The following is a 19,072-nucleotide window of genomic DNA, read 5'->3' as shown; positions in this document are numbered from 1 at the left end:
CGACCAGCGACTAAGGAGATCAACAGGGCGGCGCGGCGAGGTCAGGACGCGGCGGTGCGCAGCCGGTGCCAGCGGGCCAGCAGACCGCCCTCCCGGATGACCTCCTCGCTGGTCATCGCGTACCCGATGTGGTCGCGCCAGGCACCGTCGATGTGCATGTAGCGGGGGTGGTACGCCTCCTCGCGGAAGCCGAGCTTCTCCACCACCCGCCGGGACGGGCCGTTCTCCGGCCGGATGTTGACCTCGATCCGGTGCAGTCCGCCCGGCCCGAACGCGTGGTCGACGGCGAGCGCCATCGCGGTCGGGATCACGCCGCGCCCGGCCACCCGACGGTCCACCCAGTAGCCGACGTACGCCGAGCAGAACGCCCGGCGCACGATGTTGCCCAGGTTCAGGTGCCCGACCAGCCGCTCCCGGCCCTCCTCGACCAGGCAGACCGCGAACGGCATGCTCTCGCCGTGACGCGCCTGCCTGCGCTGGTCGCGGTGCACCCAGCGGAACGCGGCCGGAGAGTTCATCTCGTCCCACCGACCGGGCGGGGACGACTCCCAGGGTGCCAGCCAGGCCTGGTTGGCGCAGCGCACCTCGGACCAGACCGCCGCGTCCGAGCGCCGGTACGGGCGCAGCAGCACCGCACCGTCCCGGAGTACGGCCGGCCAGCCCGGGGTCGCGGCCAGGTTCACGCCCGGCGTCCCGTCGGCACCCCACGCCCCCTCGTCAACGCTCCGACACCGCTCCGGGCACCGCTCCCGGCAACGGTCGTTGCACCGCTCCCGGCAACGGTCCCGGCAACGGTCCCGACACCGCTCCCGGCAACGGCCCCGGCACCGCTTCCGGCAGCGGTCGGCCAGCGCGGCAGCCTCGTCACCGGCGCCGGTCCAGCAGCAGCACGTCCACCGTGGAGCCGGCCGCCGCGCTGGTCACCCGCTCGCCGAGCACCATCAGCCCGTTCGCCTCGGCCAGCCCGGAGAGCGTGTACGGCCCACCGCGCAGCGGCTGCACCGTGTAGCCCCCGCCGCGCCGCTCGGCCACGTGCGCCGGCCGGAACTCCCGCAGCCCGGACGGCGAGGAGACCGTCTCCAGCAGGTGTGCCCGGACGCTGGGCCGGAACACCGGCTCGGCCCCGGCCAGCAACTGGATCGCCGGCCTCGCCAGCACCTCGAAGCCGATCAGTGCCGCGCCGGGCTCACCGGGTAGACAGACCACCGGCACCTCCTCGGCTCCGACCGTACCGAATCCGAGGGCGCTTCCGGGATAGAGGGCGACCTCCATGAAGGTCACCGCGCTGGCCCGACCACCGTCCCGGCGGGACAGTACCCGGCGGATCATGTCACCCGGTCCGGCACCGGTACCGCCGGTCGTGATGATCAGGTCGGCCCGGAGGGTCTGGTCCTCCAGCAGCCCGCGCAGCCCTTCCGGGTCGTCGTCGCAGATGCCCACCCGGTACGCCAGCGCGCCCACCTCGGCCGCCGCCGCCGTCAGCGCGTGCGAGTTGATGTCGACCACCTGCCCCGGCTGGCTGGCCCGGCCGACGTCGACCAGCTCGTCCCCGGTCGCCACGACCACCACCCGGGGACTCGGCCGGACCACCACGTGCCCGATGCCGGTCGCCGCGAAGACCGCGACCAGGGCCGGCGAGATGTATGAGCCGGAGCGGGCCAGCAGGGTACCGGCCGGCAGCTCCTCCCCGGCCCGGCGCAGCCCGTAGCCGCGCTTCGGGGTCCGGAAGATCTCCACCGCCGCCATGCCCTGGTCGGTCCACTCCACCGGCACCACCACGTCGGCGGCGATCGGCAGCGGCGAACCGGCCGCCACCGAGAAGCAGGCTCCCGGGGTCAGCCGCACCGGCCGCCAACTCGCCGCGCCGAGGTCGCCGACGACGTTGAGCCGTACCGGGCGGGGGTCGCCGAGCCGGCTCGGGCCGTAACCGCCGGCCACCCCGCCGGTACGCCCCGCGCCGGAGATGTCCTCCCAGCGCGCCGCGTACCCGTCGATGGCCGCCTGGTCGAAGGCCGGATAGGCGTGCGGCGCCACGACGTCCTCGGCGAGCACGTTGCCGTACGCCTGGGTGAGGTCGAGGTCGAGCGGGGGAAGCGCCCGCAGCCTGCGCAGCACGCTGCCCAGGTAGTCGGCGAGCGGCGTCAGCTCGTTGGCGGCCGCCTCGGCATCGGCCGTCGCTGTCACACCGTCACCTCACCGGGGGCCGTCATGTGCGGCGGCCGGCGTCGGAGGCGACGAACTCGCCCAGCCACTGCCGGAACTCCGCACCCAGATCCTCGCGCTCGCAGGCCAGTTGCACCACCGTCTGGAGGTAGCCCAGCGGCATGCCGGTGTCGTAGCGGGTGCCACGGTAGACGATCGCGTGCACCGGCATGCCCTCCTTGAGCAGCAGACCCATCGCGTCGGTGAGCTGGATCTCCCCGCCGCTGCCCTTTCCGGTACGCCCGATCGCCTCGAAGATCGCGCTGGGCAGCACGTACCGGCCGAGCACCGCCAGGTTGCTCGGCGCGTCCTCCGGCTTCGGCTTCTCCACCAGCCCGGTCACCTCGACCACCTCGCCGAGGTCGGCGAAGCTGCTGTCGGCCGGCGCCACCGACGCGATGCCGTACCGCTTGGTCTCCTCCGGCGGCACCTCGAAGAAGGCGAGCACGATGCCGCCGGTCCGGGCCTGGAGGTCCAGCATGGCCGGCAGCAGCGGCTCGGAGAGGTTCACGAACTCGTCGCCGAGCATGACCGCGAACGGCTGGTCACCGACGTGCGTCTCGGCGTACCCGACGGCGTGGCCCAGGCCGAGCTGTTCCGGCTGCCGGCAGGTGTAGATCTGCGCCAGTTCCCCCGGCCGGCGCACCGCCGCCAGCAGCTCCGGGTCGCCCTTCTCCTCCAACCGCGCCTCCAGGTCGGGCCGGCGGTCGAAGTGGTCGACCATCGCGGTCTTGCCCCGGCCGGTGATCAGCAGCACGTCGTCGATACCGGCCTGGGCAGCCTCCTCGACGATGTACTGCAACACCGGACGGTCGACGACCGGCAGTAGTTCCTTCGGCACCACCTTGGTGGCGGGAAGGAACCGGGTCGCCAGGCCGGCGGCGGGGATGACCGCCTTCACCGCCCGTCGTCCGGCCGTCGACGTCGAGGAGTTGGCTGGGGTGGCTGCGTTCTCCGGCATGTCGCGAGACTATCGGCCACGGCCCTGGCGCGGCGGTTGTGGCCCGGATAACGCGCCGTCCGGGCCGCCGTCCGCGGTGACCGGTCCGTCTCCGGCCGACCGCCCCGCCCGGGTCGGCCAGCCGCCGCCCGCGCCGGGCATCGGCCGGCCGCCGGCCCAGGGCAGCCCGTCGTCCGGCGTCGCCGCGCCGGTCCGGACCGGGATCTCCTCGACGGTCGGTCGGCCGCCGGGCGTGGCCGGGTGGCTGGCCGTGGCCATCTGGTACGTGTTGCGGCCCGCCGCCTTCGCCGCGTAGAGCGCCTCGTCGGCCGCGACCAGCAGTTGCGGGCCGGTGGCGGCGTGGTCGGGATAGACGGCGACCCCGATCGACACGGTGACCGAGACTAGGGCCCGGACCGGGGCGACCGCGCCGGGCCGGGGACGGATCGCCATCGGGGTCTCCCGGACGGCCGCGCCGAGCCGTTCCGCCACCGTCGCCGCGCCCCGGGCATCCGTCTCCGGCAGCAGGACCACGAACTCCTCGCCGCCCTGCCGGAAGGCGAGGTCCACCTCCCGCATCGCGCCCCGGATCCGCTGGGCGAACTCGGCCAGCACCGCGTCCCCGGCGGCGTGCCCGTAGGTGTCGTTGACCTCCTTGAACCGGTCGAGGTCGAGGGCGAGCACGCTGAGCATCCGGCCGAACCGGCTGGCCCGTTCGATCTCCCGCCGGATCGACTCCTTGAGGTAGCGGTAGTTCCAGAGCCCGGTCAGCGGGTCGGTCAGGGAGAGCCGCTGCGCCTCCTCGTGCATCCGGATGTTCTCCACCGCCACCGCCGCGTGGTCGGCGAAGGTACCCAGGGTGACCAGGTCGACGTCGTCGAACTCGTCCGCGCCGAGCCGGTCGTAGAGGGCCAGTACGCCGACCGGGGTACGCCCGCTGACCGGCACCCGTCCCACCCCGAACGTCAGCCCCGGACGGGCGGTACCCGCCTCGGCACCGGTACCCGGCCAGCCGGCGGCGGTCGCCGGGCGCAGCGGCGGGGTACCGCTCCCCGGCTCCGCCCCCGGATACCCCGTCTGACCGGCGGTACCGGAGGACGGCAGCGGCACCGCGACGTAGGTCCGGCAGCGCGGCTCGCGGCCGTAGAGACGCGGACCGTCCCGGTCCAGCCGGCCCCGGCGCGGCTCACCGGTGGCCACGACCGTGCCGAGCAGTCCCTTGCCGAGCGGTACCCGCAGCGCCGGTGGATCGCCGTGCCGCCGCCGTTCGTCGGCCGGTCGGCCCCGGTCCGCGCCCACCGACCCGCTCCCCCGAGCGGGCCCCGGACCGGCTGCCCCGCCGCCCGGCGGAACCGCCGCCCCGCCGGCCCCGGCGCCGGCTGTCCCGCCGTCGGCCGGGCCGGCTGTCCCGCCGTCGGCCGGGCCGGCCGTCCCGGCGTCCGCCGGGCCGCCGGGGACGGGTGTGCCGGACGACGCCGCCCCGCTACCGGACGGCGCCGCCCCGTAGCCGGTCGCCGATGCCGGTGGGCCGAGCCCGACACCGCGTCGGTCGAGACCCTCGGTGCACTGGCTGACCAGGACTCCCGTCCTCGGGTCGAGCAGCAGCACCACGCCGGCCCGGGCCCCGGTCGCCGCCATCGCGGCCCGGAGCAGCAACTCGAAGATCCGGTGCAGGTCGTGCGAGCTGGCCAGGGTGTCGCCGAGCACGGCGAGCTGCTCGCGCAGCTGGTGCCGACTGACCACCAGCGCCCGGAGGTAGGACTCCGCCTCCCGGGTCATCCGGTTGAAGCTGTCGGCGAGCCGGCCGACCTCGTCCGGGGACCGGACCGGTACCCGGGTCGCCAGGTCACCCTCGGCGACCCGGTCGGCGGCCCGGGCCAGTTCGGCCAGTGGCCGGGTGGTCGACCGGGCCAGCCGGCCGGCGGCGAGCACCGCGAACACCCCGGCGAGGAGCACGACGATCGCCAGGGGGCCGTACCGGGTCATCGGCGGGTCCCGGGGTACCGACAGCACCAGCGGTAGCGGCTGACCGGGTGCCGGACCGACCCGCCGGACGTACCGGCCCCCGTTCGCCTGGACGACCTTGTCCCCGGAGATCCGCCGGGCGGCGGCGAGCACGGCCGCCCGGGAACCGGTCGACTCGGTACTCGGTGACTCGGCCCCCTGCGGTCCGGCGTCCGGAACTGCGCCGCCGGGCGCCGCGGTTCCGGCGGACGAACCGGCCGACGAACCGGCCGACGAGGAGACCGACGAGGAGACGGTGTGCGGCGCGGCACTGCCGACGGGTCCGGGCACCGGAAACGCGAGCCCCGGTTCGGGAACGGGGTCCGGTTCGGGCACGGGATCCGGTTCGGGGACGGGATCCGGTTCGGGGACCGAGCCCGACGGCGACGGCCCCGGGGAGGTCACGGCCGGCGCGGGCACCTCGCGCAGCAGGGTCACCGCCGTTCCGCTGGCGCTGGCGAGCCGGCGGACGAACGCCGCGTCGAGGGCCTGTGCGGTCCAGACCGCGCCGGTCACCGCTCCCGAGCCGTCCCGGAGTTCGACCCGGGCCGCCAGGGCACGGGGTGCCGGGCCGGTACCGGCGGCGCCGTCGCAGGAGGCCCAGGGGCGGGCGGGTGCCGCCGGAGTGACGAACTCGACCGTGTCGGCCGAACCGAGGATCACGACCGCGTCCGCCAGCCCCCGGGTCACCACCTCGCCCGCCGCGCCGGTCCGGCTGGTCGGATCGGCGAGTACGGCCAGCGCTCCAGCCGTGGCGTGCAACTGTCGACAGAGCGCGCCGACCGACGTACGGACGGCTTCGGCGGCGAGGTTGAGCCGGTGTTCGGCCTGGTGGCGGCTTGCCGTGGCGACCGTACCGGCGACGGAGAGCGCGCCGAGCAGCACCGGCCCGAGCACGACGGCGAGGAAAGCTGTGGTCAACCGTCCGCGCAGCGTCACTCATCCCCCCGGAAGCTCGGCACCCGATGCTGCGATGCTGACCCAACCGCATTGGTTAACCGGCCTGGCCCCGGGAGTGTTACGTGCCGGATTTTTCGGATGAAGGTGTCGGTCCGCGCAAGATCGCGCTCCGGACCACCGTGCTGGCCCGGCGCCGGGCGCTGTCGGCTCCGGCCCGGCTGGCCGCCGCCGAGCGCCTCCGGGCCGAGCTGCGTGCCCTGGTCCAGCGGGTACGACCACGCCTGATCACCGGTTACGTTCCGGTCGGCAGCGAGCCGGGCGGGGCCGGGTTGCCGGACGAGTTGGTCGCCGCGCTGGGACCGGCCGGGCGACTCCTGCTGCCGGTACTCCGCCCGGACCTCGACCTGGACTGGGCGCCGTACGCCGGACCGGGTTCACTGGTCGCGGCCGGTCGGGGGCTGCGGGAGCCCCGTACCGACCGGCTCGGTCCGGGTGCGATCGGCTCCGCCGGGCTGGTCGTCGTACCGGCGGTGGCGGTCGACCGGCGCGGTCTCCGGCTCGGTCGCGGCGGCGGCTCGTACGACCGCGCCCTGGCCCGGGTCGCGCCCGGCGCTCTCACCGTGGCGCTGTTGCACGACGGCGAACTGGTCGACTCGGTGCCGGCGATGGATCATGACCGTCCGGTACGCGCCGTGATCACCCCTTCCGGCGGGTTCGAGCACGTGGGGGCCGGTTGACGGCTCCCGCTGCTCGCGTTGCCGGGCGGCCGGTCGGAGTCCCGCCCGGCGTCGGCCTGGACACTTCGGCTGGACGAAAACGGGTACGATGCCGCACCATTGGCACTCGGATACGTCGAGTGCCAACAGGCTGCAAGATCCGGAGGGGAACGTGCCCACCTACCAGTACGCCTGCACCGAGTGCGGCCACCAGCTCGAGGCGGTGCAGTCCTTCACCGACGAGCCGTTGACCGAGTGCCCGGCGTGCGAGGGTCGCCTGCGCAAGCTCTTCAACTCCGTCGGCATCGTCTTCAAGGGTTCCGGCTTCTATCGGACCGACTCCCGGAGCAACGGTTCGGAGGGTGGCGGCTCCGCGGCGAGCAAGTCCGACTCGTCGAAGAGCGACTCCGCGAAGACCGGCTCCGGCGGCGACTCGGGTTCGACCGGCGGCGGCACGTCCGGCACGTCCGGCAGCGGCGGGGCCTCCGGCTCGGCCAACGGCGCGTCGAGCGGGTCCGCCGGCAAGCCGAAGGCGGCCTCCTCCTCCTCGACCAGCTCGACCTGACGGCCGCCGACCTGCCGCCCTCGCCCGACTCGTCGGGGGTCGACGTCGCCGTCGCGTTCCGAGGAGTTATCCACAGCCCTCCGAGTTATCCACAGGCTGTGAGTTTTCCGCCGCCTCCCCGGGCCGACCTCGCCTAGCCTGCTGCGCACCGGACGGCGCCGACCTCGCTGGCGTCGCCGGGCGAGGGAGGTTCGCCGTGGCGCTCGACCGTACGCCCACCCGTCGGGACGGCACGCTGAGCCCGGCCCGCTGGACACGCCCCGGCGCCGGCTCAATCCTGCGCTGGCTGCTGGTGGTCGCCCTGGTGACGCTCGCGCTCGGTGCGCTCTACCTGCGGGAGCCGACCTCGACCTGTCCCGCGCCGTCGGCCGGCCCCACCGGGGGCGAGGTCGGTCCGTCCCGGTCCGCTGCGCCGGTCGCCGGCACGGGGTCCGACGGGCCGGCCGGGGCGAGCCCGGCGGGGAGCGGGTCGCCGGGTGCGCCGGCAGCGCCGAGCGGGGTGCCGGTGCCGGAGGGGACCGTGGGGGTGCCGATCCGGCTCGCCGAACCGGCGGCGCTGACCGTGGCCCGGCCGGGAGCCCGGGTGGATCTCCTCGCGGCGCCCGGCGGCGACCAGGCGGGCCGGTCCCCGAAGCCGACCGTACTGGCCACCCGGGTGCTGGTACTCGACGTACTCGGGCCGGGCCAGACCGACGGCGCGGCCAGCGCCATCTACCTGGCGCTCCGCCCCGACCAGGCCCACCGGGCGGTCGGGATGCCGGAATCCACCCGCTTCGCGATCATCGTTCGCGCGTAGCCGCGTCGCGACCGGAGCCCGTCGACGGGTGCCGGAGGGGGCAGGCGGTCAGCCCCAGTGCGGTGGCCGATCGGCGAGTAGCCGCTCGTCGTTGGAGTCCGGCCGCTCGCCCCAGCCCCGGTCGGTGTCGTCCACCGACTGCTCCGGCGGCACCCGACGGTCACCGGTCGACCTGACCGGCCGCTCGTCGTCCCGCCCGCCGCTCGTGCTGTGCTGCTGCTCCGTCCCGGACACCCGGCAAGCGTACCCGGGGCGCCGGGTCGACGGCTCCGTCGGTGACCGCGGGCGAGGGGCCGCGGAGGGCTCGGGTTGGTAGCGTCGGACAGCGTGACGACGCAGAGCGGGAACTCCGCCGATGACGCCTTCTGGCGTCGACCCACCGGACCGCCCGCCGACGCCCCGGAGTCCACGGCAGGGTCCCCGGCGCCGCCACCGGTACCCGAGATCCACTATCCCGGCCCGCCGCCGAGCATCACCCCGCCGCCGGGCTGGCGCCCACCGCTGCACGTACAGCCGGCGCCGCCACGGCCACTGCCGGGCCAGGACCATGCCGCGCTGGACGCCGAGGAGGGGAGCGCACGGACGCTGACCTACGGCGTCGGCATGGTCGGCGGCGCGGTGGTACTGGTGCTGATGTGCCTGCTCTGCTCCCGGGCCCTCTTCTGACGACCGGCGGCCGGGACCGCAGCACGCCCCGCTAGAGGACGCCCTGCCAGACCGCCTCGGCGCCGGTGTCCCCGGTGAGGTAGACGTACCAGACGTTGAGCGCGGCGAGCACCACCACGATCGCGCCGAGCAGCAGGTTGAGCCACCCCGGCAGGGACCGCTCCCGGGTGAACCGGGGGCTGGTCACCACCAGCAGCACCAGCGTCACCACGCCGAGGGCGAGACTCCACCAGAGGGTCAGTTCGCCGTACCCCTGGTGCTCCACCACCTTCTGCAGGATCTCCGGGCCGTAGCCCTTGGCGGTCAGTACCTCCTGGAGTTCCTCACCGGACTGCACCGCGAAGAAGGCGGCGACCGGCGCGGCCACCGCCAACACCGCCGCCGCCCAGTCGAGCCGGTTGCGGAACCGGGGCAGCACGGCGTACCCGGTGGAGACCAGCGCGAGCAGCGGCACGAAGACGACGGCCGCGTGCACCAGCAACGCGTGTGCGGGGAGACCCATGACTTCCCTGAACACCGACGCCTCCTTGCTACCGCTCCCGACGGGAGCGAACGGACGGTACGAAAATTCGATCACGTCATCCGCGACCTATACCGGTACACGGGGATCGAGCCGGGGCGGTTCAGCCGGGTTCCACCTCGGGTGCGACACCGGGTACGTGTGGCGGGCGCCACGATCGACTCGCATCCGCCTTGTTGGGTCCCCATCGACGTGCTGTGATAGTGGGATGACTGGCGAGGAACTGCTCCGGTCGAGGGGCCTTCGGGTCACCCGGCCGCGCCTCGCCGTACTCGAGGTGCTGGCCGCCGGTGGGCACCTGGAGGTGGAGGAGATCACCCAGCGGGTCCGGCAACGCCTCGACTCGGTCTCGACGCAGGCGATCTACGACGTACTGGGTGCGCTCTCCCGGGCCGGGCTCTCCCGCCGGATCGAGCCGGCCGGGTCACCCGCCCGGTACGAGGCGCGGGTCGGCGACAACCACCACCATGTCGTCTGCCGGGGCTGCGGCGAGATCGCCGACGTGGACTGCGCGGTCGGTTCCGCACCCTGCCTCGACCCGGTGACCGCGTACGGCTTCCAGGTCGACGAGGCCGAGGTCACCTACTGGGGCCTCTGCCCGAGCTGCCAGTCGCGCAGGGCCACCGACGACTGATCACGGCCGCGCCCAGCGACCCGGCCGCGCCCAGAACAACCCGCCGCCCGCCGCCCGCCGTCGGACGGGCGGCATTGGCCGGAGGGAACCGGAACGCGGGCGAGGCACCCGTCGGCGCGTCACGCCGTCTCGGCGTGCCCGCCGTCGCCCGGCTCGACGGGCACGAGGGCGCGTTCCACCGCCGCCCAGGGCTCGCGCTCGGGGGCGTCGGCACCGGCCGGGCAACTGCGGCGGTAGTCGCACCAGCCGCACCGGATGCCGGGCGAGACCGGAAATGCCTCGTCCGGGTCGGTGCCGTCGGCGACCGCCCGCTCGGCGGCGATGATGTCCCGGGCGGTGTCCTCGGCCCGGGCGAGTTGCCGGGCGAGCGATTCCTCGCTGTGGTCGTGCCCGGCCACCGTCCGGGTCGGCAGGTGGTGCAGCTCCACCCGCCGGCACGGCTTGCGGAAGACCCGCTCGGCCGCGTAGGCGTAGAGCGCGAGCGCCTGGGAGCCACGGGCGTCGTCGGAGTCCAGGCCGGTACGCCCGGTCTTGTAGTCGACGATCACCAACTCCGTACCGTCCGGGCCGGTGCGCGAGTCGATCCGGTCGGCGCGACCGTTGAACGCCAGTACGGCGGTCTTGACCGCCACCACCCGCTCCACCCCCAACGGCTCGTCGGCGGGGTCGAGCGTCTCCACGTAGGACTCGAGCCACTCCAGTGCCCGGCGGAAGATCGCCCGCTCCTGCTCCTCGTCGCGGTAGCCCTCCCGGACCCAGGTGCCCTTGAGCAGCGTCGGCAGCGCCTCGGGGCGGCGGCGGTCGGGCGGCAGCGCATACCAGTTACGCAGTGCGGTGTGCACGCTCGCGCCGAGGGAGTTGTGCGCCCACGGCGGCCCCTTGGGCGGCGCCGGCCGGTCGAGATAGGAGTAGCGGTAGCGGCGCGGGCAGTCCGTGTACGTGCCGAGCTTGCTCGGCGTGCAGACGAAGAGGCGCTCGGGCATCCCGTCGAACCCCAACTGCTCGGGCTGGGCGCCGCGCGGTCGAGGGGTCCGGTTGCCGGCGGACGATGGCCTTCGCACGCCCCGATCCTGCCATGCCGGTCCGACACCCCCGTCGATCCGCCACCCGCCCGCCCCCGGACGACACGTGTCGGCAGAGGCACGCCCGCCGAGGGCGGGACGGGAGGGCGGCGACCGGAGTCCGCGGAACGCTCAGGAGGCGTGCAGGTGTGCGGTGACGAAGGCGGCGACGGAGTCGGCGATCAACTGCACCGCGATCGCGGCGAGCAGCAGGCCGGCGATCCGGGTCAGCACCTCGATCCCGGCCGGCCGGAGCACCCTGACCACGATCCCGGAGAAGCGCAGGATCAGCCAGACCGCCACCATCACCGCGACGATGCCGACCCCGATCGCCAGGTAGTCGGCCGTGCCCTCGGCGCGCTGTACGAAGAGCATCGTGGCGACGATCGCGCCGGGACCGGCCAGCAGGGGCGTACCGAGCGGCACCAGCGCGATGTTCGAGGTGTTCTGCTGGCCGGGGTCGTCGGCCTTGCCGGTGAGCAGTTCCAACGCGACCAACAGCAGCAGCAGGCCACCGGCGCCCTGCAACGCCGGCAGGTCGATGTGCAGATAGTCCAGCAGGGTCTGCCCGGCTACCGCGAACACGACGATCACCCCGAGGGCGAGCGCCACCGCCTGCCACGCGGCGCGTACCCGTTCCCGGGCCGGCATCTGGCCGGTCAGGGCGAGGAAGATCGGCACCATGCCCGGTGGGTCCGTGATCACCAGCAGGGTCAGCAGGACCTCGCCGAGCAGCTTCATGTTCACGTGATCACGTTAGCCGGACGCCGAGCCGCATCCGCCGAGGTCAGCCCGGGTCGGCGAGTACCCCGACCCCGCTGCTCGCCGCGAGAATCCGCTCGTACGCCTCGACCTCGGTGGTGTACGCGCCGAGCCGGACGCTCTTGTGCGCACCGTGGAAGTCGGAGGAGCCGGTGACCAGCAGTCCCAGCTCGGCGGCGAGGGCCCGTACGGCGTCCCGCTCGGCCGGCGAGTGGTCCTCGTGCTCCGCCTCCAGCCCGGCCAGCCCGGCTGCGGCCAACTCGACGATCAACGAGTCGGGCACGATCCGCCCCCGCCTGGTCGCCCTCGGGTGGGCCATCACCGGCACCCCGCCGGCCTGCCGGATCAGCCGGACCGCCCGGAACACGTCGATGTCGTCCTTGGGCAGCCGGTAGCGCTCGCCGAGCCAGTGCGGGGCGAACGCCTCGGCGGTGGTCGCCACCAGGCCGGCCCGGATCAGCGCCTGTGCGATGTGCGGCCGGCCCACCGTGCCACCCCCGGCGGCGTCCCGGATCTCCGCCCAGTCGACGTCGATGCCGTCGGCCCGGAGCAGTTCGACGATGCGTTCGCCGCGTACCTCGCGGGCGGCGCGTACCCGGGTCAGCTCGGCCACCAGCTCCGGCGACTCCGGGTCGAAGAGGTAGCCGAGCAGGTGCAGCGGGATCGACGGCTCGGTGCCGTACCAGCGGCAGGAGAGTTCCGCGCCTCGGACCAGGGTGAGTCCCGGCGGCCGAGCGGCGGCGGCCCGCTCCCAGCCTCCGGTGGTGTCGTGGTCGGTGATGGCCAGTACGTCGAGCCCGGTGGCCCGGGCGGCCCGGACGAGTTCCTCTGGCGTGCAGGTGCCGTCGCTGGCGGTCGAGTGGGCGTGCAGGTCGATCCGGACCCGGCCTGCGTGGTCGGGCGTCTCGGACTGGCGGGACGTCACCGGGCCGAGGCTACCGGCCGTCGGCCGGGGCGGTCAGCCTCGGCACGAGCTGCCACTTCTCCGAGACTCCGTCGGGCAGCGGCACGATCTCCTCGGTGCCGTCGGTGCGGCAGCGTACGACCTGCCTCTCGTCCCCGGTCACCACCGTCCGGTCGTCGGCCCAGACCGGCGGCACGTCACCGGCGGCCGGGCAGGCGACGACGGTGTCGCCGCCGTTCAGTACCCGGTCGATGTCGATCAGCGCGACCTCGGCGCCGCGCCGCTCGGCGAGCCATCGGCCGCCCGGGGCGAGGCCGCCGTCGGGGGCCTCGGCGCGCAGGCCGAGCCCGCAACCGCCACTGCGCACCGGTTGCAGTTTCCCGCCGGTCGAGGCGAGCCTGGCCAGGCAGCGCCGGTTCCCGCTCTCCTCCCGGACCAGCCCGACGACACCGTCGGCGCGTACCCCGTAGATCGCCGTCACGTCCGCGTTGCGGGTCGGTTGCCGGGCCGGGTGGGCCAGGTCGACGAAGCCGTAGCCCCGGGAGCCGTCGGAGACCACCACCCGGTCGGCGGTGACCGCCACCGGCCAGGTGCCGGCGGGCACCTCGACGTGGTCCATCAGGGCCAGCCCGGTCGGGCCGACCCGGGCGAGGTACAGGGTGGTGTCGAGTTGGAAGGCCAGCCGGTCGCCGTCGGCGCTCAGCGCCCACCGGTCGTCCTCGCCGCTGAGCGCCACCGAGGTGCCGTCTGGCCGGAGGAACCTGACCTGCCGGGCCCCGGCGTACACCCAGCCGCCCGGCACCCGGTAGACCCGGGTCACCTCGCCGACGCCGGCCAGGCTCAGCCGCCGGCCGTCGGTGGTCCAGAGCTGGTCGCCGCTGCGGATGTCGAGTCCTACCCCGGTTTCCCGGCCGGGGGTCGGCGGCTGCACCGGCCCGACCGTGACCTCGGCCAGCGAGTCCACCTCGAAGCCGGCGGCGGGTCCGTTGGACGGCCGTTCGAGCAGCCATCCGCCGCCGAGCGAGGCGGCACCGGCGGTGACCAGGACCAGCGCGGCCGCCACCGCCGCCAGCGAGCTGACGGCGCGGCGTCGGCGGGCGAGCCGACCCCGTTGGATCACCCTGCCGGCCGGGTCGTCGGCCACCGGCGGTGTGTCGACCCGGGTGGCGAACATGTCGCGCAGCGAATCTTCCAGCATCGGCGTCACGCTTCCGCTCCGACCGCCGGACCGGGCGGGGCCGGCACCGAGAGGGCGGCCGGCCGCCGGGCTCCGGCCTGACGCGGTCTCGGCAGCTCCGGCGGGAGGGCCGGACGTTGGCCGAACGACTGCTGCGCGGGCTCGAACCGGCCGCCGTCGCCGTCGGCCGCTCGGAGGGGTACCGGGGTCAGCGCCTCCTCGCCCTGCGGCACCCGGCTGTCGGCCTCGGCGCCGAGCCGGCGGCGGAGTGTGGAGAGGGCCCGGGAGGTCTGGCTCTTCACCGTGCCCGGTGAGATGTCGAGCAGCGCGGCCGTCTGCGCTTCGGAGAGATCCTCGTAGAACCGGAGCACCAGGACGGCCCGCTGCCGGACCGGCAGGGTGCGGACGTGCCGCCACAGCCGGTCGCGTTCGAGCTGCTCCTCGATCTGGTCCGGGGCGGGCCGCTCGGGTAGCACCTCGGTGGGGCGCTCGCCGTGCCAGCGCCGCCGCCACCAGCTGGTCGCCGTGTTGATCAGGACCCGCCGGGCGTACGGCTCGACCGCCTCGATCTCGCCGAGCCGCTTCCAGGCCAGGTACGTCTTGGTCAACGCGGTCTGCAACAGGTCCTCGGCGGTGGCCCAGTCCCCGGCGAGCAGGTAGGCCGTACGCAGCAGGGCAGCCGATCGGGCCGCGACGAATTCGCGGAACTCCTCGTCCACCGAGTGCTTCGGCGCCACTCCCGCCTCCCCCCGCCTGTGCCAATCCGAAGGCTGCCACAAGCCCGACCCGCAGGTCTACGGCGGAAAGGTGCGATTCAGTTCGATGTTCGGGCAGGGAACCGCCGTTTTGCGCACCGGTGTCGCCCACCGCGTCGGCAGCGTCACACCGCCGCCCGGTCGTGCCGGGGTGGGCCGTCAGGCGCCGTCGTCGGCCTTGGCCTCCTCGGCCTCCTTGCCCAGCCGCGCCTCGACCGCCTGCGGCTCGTACATCTCCTCGACCACGCGCAGGTAGAGCTCGTTGGGGTTGGGAAGATATTTGATCTCCCGCAGCGCCTGCTCCTGACCGGCCGACTCCAGCACGAAGGTGCCGTAGTTGAGGGCCCGGCCGAGCGGCGACTGCTCGTATTTCATGTCGGTGACCCGCAGCAGCGGCATCATCGCGACCTGCCGGGTGATGATCCCGTTGACCACCATCACCCGCTTGTTGGTCAGGATGAACCGGTCGAAATACCAGTCCGCGACCTTCCAGGCGACCCAGCCCATGATGCCGAGCCAGATCAGCACCGCCACGGTGGTCAGCGCGCCGACCTCCTGGCCGGCGAGGAAGCCGGAGAGGTAGCCGAGCACGAAGGTGGCGAGCAGGCCGATCAGCAGCGGGGTGGCGAGGTAGATCTTGTGCCGCTTCCACTCGCCCCGGTAGCGCTCGGTCGGGAAGAGATAGCGGGCCACCAGCGAGGTCGGCTCGTCCTCCAGCGGCAGGACCCGGCGCGGGCCGAGCGGCATCCCCGAGGCGTCGACCCGGAGGCCGGCGAGCTCCTCCTCGGAGATCTCCGGACCCTGGTCCGGGTCACGGACCCAGCCCCGGGTGCCGGCCCGGCGGTCGCCGTAGCCGATGCCGTCGGAGTAGGCGGGCCCGTCCGAATAGGAGGGACCGGCGGCGTAGTCCGGGCCGGTACCGAACTCCGGCCCTTCGTCGGGTCGGACCCGGGGGATCGGCTCGGTGTCCCGCTCGCGCCGTCGACGTTCGTCGTCGTCCTCGGGCTCAGGGGGTTCACCCGACGGATTGCCCATGGGCGGCTAAGCGACGAGGTCGGTGAAGAAGTCGCCGAAGCCCTGGGCAACGTCCAGCAGGCTGCCGCCCAGCGACTTGAAGACGTCGGCGGCGGAGGAGGGCTGGTAGGCGATGAAGAAAACCAGGAAGGCGATACCGCCCCAGGTGAGGACCTTTTTAACCATGGCGGGCCATCCCTCCGTGCGGCACCGGGTTGCGAACCCCGGCAAAACCCAGAGTATCAGTCGGGTGTCCTGCGGGAAATAATCCACATACGCCCTCCGCCCCAGCCTGGCTGGCCATATCAGACCCTCCCGTGCAGGTAGGGGGACGGAGCACCGTAGACGAGCTCGGGCGGTGTCCACTCGGTCAGGTCGTGGAGTTCGACGTCTTCCGCGAGGAGGTAACCCGCACTCGCCGGCCAGGTTATCGCATAGAGCCAGATCCCCCGAGCTTCACCGGCGTAGGCGCTCCGGTCTGTCGGAGATTTGACTGACCATAGTGGAGTCGGATGGCCGCCGGCCCGGATCTTGGCGTGCGCGACCCGCTCGGCGGAACCCGGGCCGGGATCGGTCAGCGCCTCCGCGAGCTGCGGGCCCGGGTCGACCCCGGTGGTACCGGCCAGCCGGGTGCCCAGGCCGACGCCCGGCTCCTCGGCGACCAACACCAGGTCGGCGGGTCCACCGCCGAGCCGGTCCGGCCCGGTGCAGGCCACCGCGGTGGCGCGTACGCCGCCGCGATCGTCACCGGCCCAGCCGACCCCGGTCATCGTCCAGCCCTGCGGCAGCGGCCAGAGGCACCAGAGCGGCATCGGCGCGCCGGACCGGGCTCCCGGGAACCGGGCCTCCCGGTCGGCCGGATCGCGCTGTTCGACGATCCGCTCGACGGTGCTGGCCACGATCTCCGGCCCGATGTGCTCGGCGACGTGCAGCGGAGCGACCGGACCGCAGTCCGGACACCGCCAGGCGGTGTGCATCAGGTCCGGTGCTCGGACCGGACCGCCGCAACGTGGACAGCTCACCGCGACACCCACGACAACTACAGTCCCCGTACCAGTGGCCCCGAGTCAAGGCGAACCGGCCTTTTCGGGTCGTTCTGCGTACGGTCGGGACGCCGTGGGCCAGGTCAGCCGGGCTCGCCGGGCGGCTCACCCCCGTACGCGCGGATCCAGGCGTGCATGGCGATCCCGCTGGCCACCCCGGCGTTGATCGACCGGGTCGAGCCGTACTGGGCGATGGAGAAGACCGCCGAGCAGGCGAGCCGGGCCGGCTCGGAGAGCCCCGGCCCCTCCTGCCCGAACAGCAGTACGCAGCGGCGCGGCAGCACCGCGCTCTCCAGCGGTCGCGACCCGGGCAGGTTGTCGATGCCGATCACCGGCAGGTCGGCGGCGCGGCACCAGCGCAGGAACCCTTCGATCGTCTCGTGGTGCCGGACGTGCTGGTAGCGGTCGGTCACCATGGCACCCCGCCGGTTCCACCGCCGCCGCCCCACCACGTGCACCTCGGCGGCGAGGAAGGCGTTGGCGTTGCGGACCACGGTGCCGATGTTGAAGTCGTGCTGCCAGTTCTCGATCGCCACGTGGAAGTCGTGCCGGCGCAGGTCCAGGTCGGCGACGATTGCCTCCCGCCGCCAGTAGCGGTACCGGTCGACGACGTTGCGCCGGTCGCCCTGGCTGAGCAGTTCGGGGTCGTACCGGGGATCGGCCGGCGGCTCGCCCGGCCACGGCCCGACCCCGACCTCAAGCTCGACCTCGGCAGCGTCCACGGTTGCCGAGGGTACGCACGCCGGTCAGCCGGCCGGGCGCAGGCCCAGCGCCTCGCCGAGCTGGTCCAGCACCCGGCGCTGCTCCGGATCCACCGGATCGCCGAACGGACGGGGCCGGCCGTCGGAACCGGCGGCCCGGCAGACCCGGGCCGCGACCGACTGCACCCACTGCCGGTAGGCGGCCGAGTCGGCCGGGTCGGCGTGTCGGGCCAGCGTCTCGACGGCGGCCCGGCAGGACCGGAGCAGTTCGGCGAGTCCGGCGTCGACGTGTCCGGCGCGGACCGGCCCGGAGTGCCCGTCGTCGGACTCGGCGTAGATGGCGGCGACCACGGCCCGGACCAGTTCGCTGTCGAACGACCGCCCGGCGGCGATGCCGTCCAGGCCGGCCAGGCCCTCGGTGACCGCCCGGACCGGGTTCTCCGGCCGGGCCGACGAGGCCGCGACGATCACCCGGCCGGGCAGCCGGACGAGCAGTCGCCAGTCGTCGGGCGGGTAGCCGGTGACGGTGGCCCGCCAGGCACCGTGCGTGGCACCGGGCGAGTCCGGAGATCCGGTGTGGCTCATGGCGCCTCCCGGGTCAGCATAAGCCGACAATAGGCGGAAGGCCCGGTTCCGCCCGAAAAGCGGTAGTGCTGGTGTCGTCGCCGGTCGACCCGGCGGCCGGACGCGGCATTGCCGACGTCACCGACCGGACCGAGGAGTCCGTGGCACTGATTAATGAGGTGTGCCGGGCGGAGGAAACCGACCCCGGACGCAATGAGCGGCGGGGCCCTCCCCGGCACCCGCCGCCCACGCTCTGATGGGGAAGATTCTGCCCGACCCGACCCGGTCGGCAGAAGAGTCCACCACGAGATCGGGGTCACAGTTACCTTTTTGTAATGTTACTGAACGTGAACGGTCGTACGCGCCCGGGCATCCGTTATGTCACCTGTTTCCGCTTGCCAACCGGCAAGTTTCCGGATCACACCCGGACTGGCCAGCGGAAGTCTTGGAAACGCTCCCATAACTGTCCGTCATCGAACTATGTCACCGGTGTTTCACATCCGGACCGGTCGGATCACCGACCCTCATCGATACCGGCGCCGGAACGTGAGCCCGCACACGATGACCGTTTCAACCCGCCGTGCCAGGGAATTCCGAGGAGACCGGGCGGGTTTTCCAGTCGTAAGCCAATTGCGGTGATCGGAGTGATCAATGGCGACCGTTGAGCTGACCACAGCCAACTTCGACGAGGTGACCGAGCAGCCGGGCATCGTGCTGGTGGACTTCTGGGCGGACTGGTGTGGCCCGTGCAAGCGGTTCGCGCCGGTGTACGAGCGCTCCTCGGAGAAGCACCAGGAGATCGTCTTCGGCAAGGTCGACACCGAGGCGCAGCAGGAGATCGCCGCGAAGTTCGACATCCGGTCCATCCCCACGATCATGGCGATCCGCGACGGCGTGATCGTCTTCGCCCAGCCGGGCGCCCTGCCGGAGTCGGCGCTGGAGTCGCTGATCGAGCAGGTGCAGGCGCTGGACATGGACGACGTACGCAAGCAGCTCGCCGAGCACAGCCACTGAACGGCAAACTGACCACGTAACACGACCGCGCTCCGGCCGGACACCGTACCCCGGTGTCCGGCCGGAGCCGTCTTCGCCGGGGTCGGCGGGCTGGACGGCCGGACCGACGGTCCCCGGGGCTTGCGGGCACCGCG

At 73.6% G+C, this 19,072-nt stretch carries 22 protein-coding genes; 6 read left to right on the top strand and 16 right to left on the bottom strand.

Annotated features, from left to right (window positions below; translation table 11 throughout):
* Nucleotides 1–41: 41 nt before the first annotated feature.
* From C6W10_RS09245 to C6W10_RS38455, 4 genes are all read right to left on the bottom strand, one after another.
* Nucleotides 42–683, bottom strand: a complete 642-nt coding sequence (locus C6W10_RS09245; protein WP_107257715.1) for a GNAT family N-acetyltransferase — start codon at nucleotides 681–683, stop codon at nucleotides 42–44.
* A gap of 181 nt (nucleotides 684–864) precedes the next feature.
* Complete coding sequence (gene glp, locus C6W10_RS09240; RefSeq protein ID WP_107257714.1) at nucleotides 865–2,184, bottom strand: gephyrin-like molybdotransferase Glp; 1,320 nt, start codon at nucleotides 2,182–2,184, stop codon at nucleotides 865–867.
* A 22-nt stretch (nucleotides 2,185–2,206) separates the two neighbouring features.
* Complete coding sequence (locus tag C6W10_RS09235) at nucleotides 2,207–3,163, bottom strand: UTP--glucose-1-phosphate uridylyltransferase (protein WP_107257713.1); 957 nt, start codon at nucleotides 3,161–3,163, stop codon at nucleotides 2,207–2,209.
* A 9-nt stretch (nucleotides 3,164–3,172) separates the two neighbouring features.
* A complete protein-coding gene (locus C6W10_RS38455) occupies nucleotides 3,173–6,067 on the bottom strand; it encodes a diguanylate cyclase (protein ID WP_234361675.1) in 2,895 nt (964 codons plus the stop codon).
* A 101-nt stretch (nucleotides 6,068–6,168) separates the two neighbouring features.
* On the opposite strand from C6W10_RS38455, the gene C6W10_RS09225 reads away from it, so the two are divergent.
* From C6W10_RS09225 to C6W10_RS38450, 3 genes are all read left to right on the top strand, one after another.
* Entirely contained in the window at nucleotides 6,169–6,783 is a 615-nt protein-coding gene (locus tag C6W10_RS09225; RefSeq protein ID WP_107257712.1) for a 5-formyltetrahydrofolate cyclo-ligase, read from the top strand.
* Between the two features lie 151 nt (nucleotides 6,784–6,934).
* Nucleotides 6,935–7,327 carry an FmdB family zinc ribbon protein gene (locus C6W10_RS09220; protein WP_107257711.1) on the top strand — a complete coding sequence of 131 codons (393 nt, stop codon included), beginning with the start codon at nucleotides 6,935–6,937 and terminating at the stop codon, nucleotides 7,325–7,327.
* Between the two features lie 196 nt (nucleotides 7,328–7,523).
* Nucleotides 7,524–8,123, top strand: coding sequence for a flagellar biosynthesis protein FlgA (locus tag C6W10_RS38450; protein WP_234361674.1), 600 nt, complete (start codon nucleotides 7,524–7,526; stop codon nucleotides 8,121–8,123).
* Nucleotides 8,124–8,171: 48 nt separating this feature from the next.
* On the opposite strand, the gene C6W10_RS09210 is transcribed toward C6W10_RS38450, so the two are convergent.
* Nucleotides 8,172–8,357 (bottom strand): hypothetical protein, encoded by a 186-nt coding sequence (locus tag C6W10_RS09210; RefSeq protein ID WP_107257710.1) that lies wholly within the window; start codon nucleotides 8,355–8,357, stop codon nucleotides 8,172–8,174.
* Nucleotides 8,358–8,450: 93 nt separating this feature from the next.
* On the opposite strand from C6W10_RS09210, the gene C6W10_RS09205 reads away from it, so the two are divergent.
* Entirely contained in the window at nucleotides 8,451–8,789 is a 339-nt protein-coding gene (locus C6W10_RS09205; RefSeq protein ID WP_107257709.1) for a hypothetical protein, read from the top strand.
* Between the two features lie 31 nt (nucleotides 8,790–8,820).
* Here the strand turns inward: C6W10_RS09205 and C6W10_RS09200 are convergent, their stop codons facing one another.
* Nucleotides 8,821–9,306, bottom strand: a complete 486-nt coding sequence (locus C6W10_RS09200; RefSeq protein WP_107263781.1) for a DUF2231 domain-containing protein — start codon at nucleotides 9,304–9,306, stop codon at nucleotides 8,821–8,823.
* 211 nt (nucleotides 9,307–9,517) lie between these two features.
* Between C6W10_RS09200 and C6W10_RS09195 the strand changes: the two genes are divergently transcribed.
* Nucleotides 9,518–9,943, top strand: a complete 426-nt coding sequence (locus C6W10_RS09195) for a Fur family transcriptional regulator (RefSeq protein ID WP_107257708.1) — start codon at nucleotides 9,518–9,520, stop codon at nucleotides 9,941–9,943.
* A gap of 119 nt (nucleotides 9,944–10,062) precedes the next feature.
* Here C6W10_RS09195 and C6W10_RS09190 read toward each other — a convergent pair whose 3' ends face one another.
* The 10 genes from C6W10_RS09190 to C6W10_RS09145 all read right to left on the bottom strand — a co-directional run bounded on the left by C6W10_RS09190 (nucleotide 10,063) and on the right by C6W10_RS09145 (nucleotide 17,945).
* Nucleotides 10,063–11,004, bottom strand: coding sequence for a RecB family exonuclease (locus C6W10_RS09190; RefSeq protein ID WP_369938119.1), 942 nt, complete (start codon nucleotides 11,002–11,004; stop codon nucleotides 10,063–10,065).
* A gap of 132 nt (nucleotides 11,005–11,136) precedes the next feature.
* Nucleotides 11,137–11,751 carry a MarC family protein gene (locus tag C6W10_RS09185; RefSeq protein WP_107257707.1) on the bottom strand — a complete coding sequence of 205 codons (615 nt, stop codon included), beginning with the start codon at nucleotides 11,749–11,751 and terminating at the stop codon, nucleotides 11,137–11,139.
* A gap of 40 nt (nucleotides 11,752–11,791) precedes the next feature.
* Nucleotides 11,792–12,691 (bottom strand): PHP domain-containing protein, encoded by a 900-nt coding sequence (locus C6W10_RS09180; RefSeq protein WP_107257706.1) that lies wholly within the window; start codon nucleotides 12,689–12,691, stop codon nucleotides 11,792–11,794.
* A 10-nt stretch (nucleotides 12,692–12,701) separates the two neighbouring features.
* The gene (locus C6W10_RS09175; RefSeq protein WP_159104525.1) at nucleotides 12,702–13,868 is read right to left on the bottom strand and encodes a hypothetical protein; all 1,167 of its coding nucleotides are present in this window, start codon (nucleotides 13,866–13,868) and stop codon (nucleotides 12,702–12,704) included.
* Nucleotides 13,869–13,873: 5 nt separating this feature from the next.
* Nucleotides 13,874–14,584 carry a SigE family RNA polymerase sigma factor gene (locus C6W10_RS09170; RefSeq protein WP_107257704.1) on the bottom strand — a complete coding sequence of 237 codons (711 nt, stop codon included), beginning with the start codon at nucleotides 14,582–14,584 and terminating at the stop codon, nucleotides 13,874–13,876.
* A gap of 177 nt (nucleotides 14,585–14,761) precedes the next feature.
* A complete protein-coding gene (locus C6W10_RS09165; protein ID WP_107257703.1) occupies nucleotides 14,762–15,637 on the bottom strand; it encodes a PH domain-containing protein in 876 nt (291 codons plus the stop codon).
* A gap of 6 nt (nucleotides 15,638–15,643) precedes the next feature.
* Nucleotides 15,644–15,802 carry a hypothetical protein gene (locus C6W10_RS37920; protein WP_165436875.1) on the bottom strand — a complete coding sequence of 53 codons (159 nt, stop codon included), beginning with the start codon at nucleotides 15,800–15,802 and terminating at the stop codon, nucleotides 15,644–15,646.
* Nucleotides 15,803–15,921: 119 nt separating this feature from the next.
* A complete protein-coding gene (locus C6W10_RS09155; protein ID WP_369938115.1) occupies nucleotides 15,922–16,638 on the bottom strand; it encodes a DUF6758 family protein in 717 nt (238 codons plus the stop codon).
* 104 nt (nucleotides 16,639–16,742) lie between these two features.
* Complete coding sequence (locus C6W10_RS09150) at nucleotides 16,743–17,381, bottom strand: RNA methyltransferase (protein ID WP_107257701.1); 639 nt, start codon at nucleotides 17,379–17,381, stop codon at nucleotides 16,743–16,745.
* A 24-nt stretch (nucleotides 17,382–17,405) separates the two neighbouring features.
* Nucleotides 17,406–17,945 (bottom strand): hypothetical protein, encoded by a 540-nt coding sequence (locus C6W10_RS09145; RefSeq protein WP_234359459.1) that lies wholly within the window; start codon nucleotides 17,943–17,945, stop codon nucleotides 17,406–17,408.
* 630 nt (nucleotides 17,946–18,575) lie between these two features.
* Between C6W10_RS09145 and trxA the strand changes: the two genes are divergently transcribed.
* A complete protein-coding gene (trxA, locus tag C6W10_RS09140; RefSeq protein WP_107257700.1) occupies nucleotides 18,576–18,938 on the top strand; it encodes a thioredoxin in 363 nt (120 codons plus the stop codon).
* Nucleotides 18,939–19,072: the final 134 nt, after the last annotated feature.

Origin of the sequence: Plantactinospora sp. BB1, assembly GCF_003030385.1 — a bacterium.
Taxonomy (GTDB): Bacteria; Actinomycetota; Actinomycetes; order Mycobacteriales; family Micromonosporaceae; genus Plantactinospora.
The sequence above is the reverse complement of the archived record's forward strand: the minus strand, read 5'-3'. Positions and strand labels throughout refer to the sequence as shown.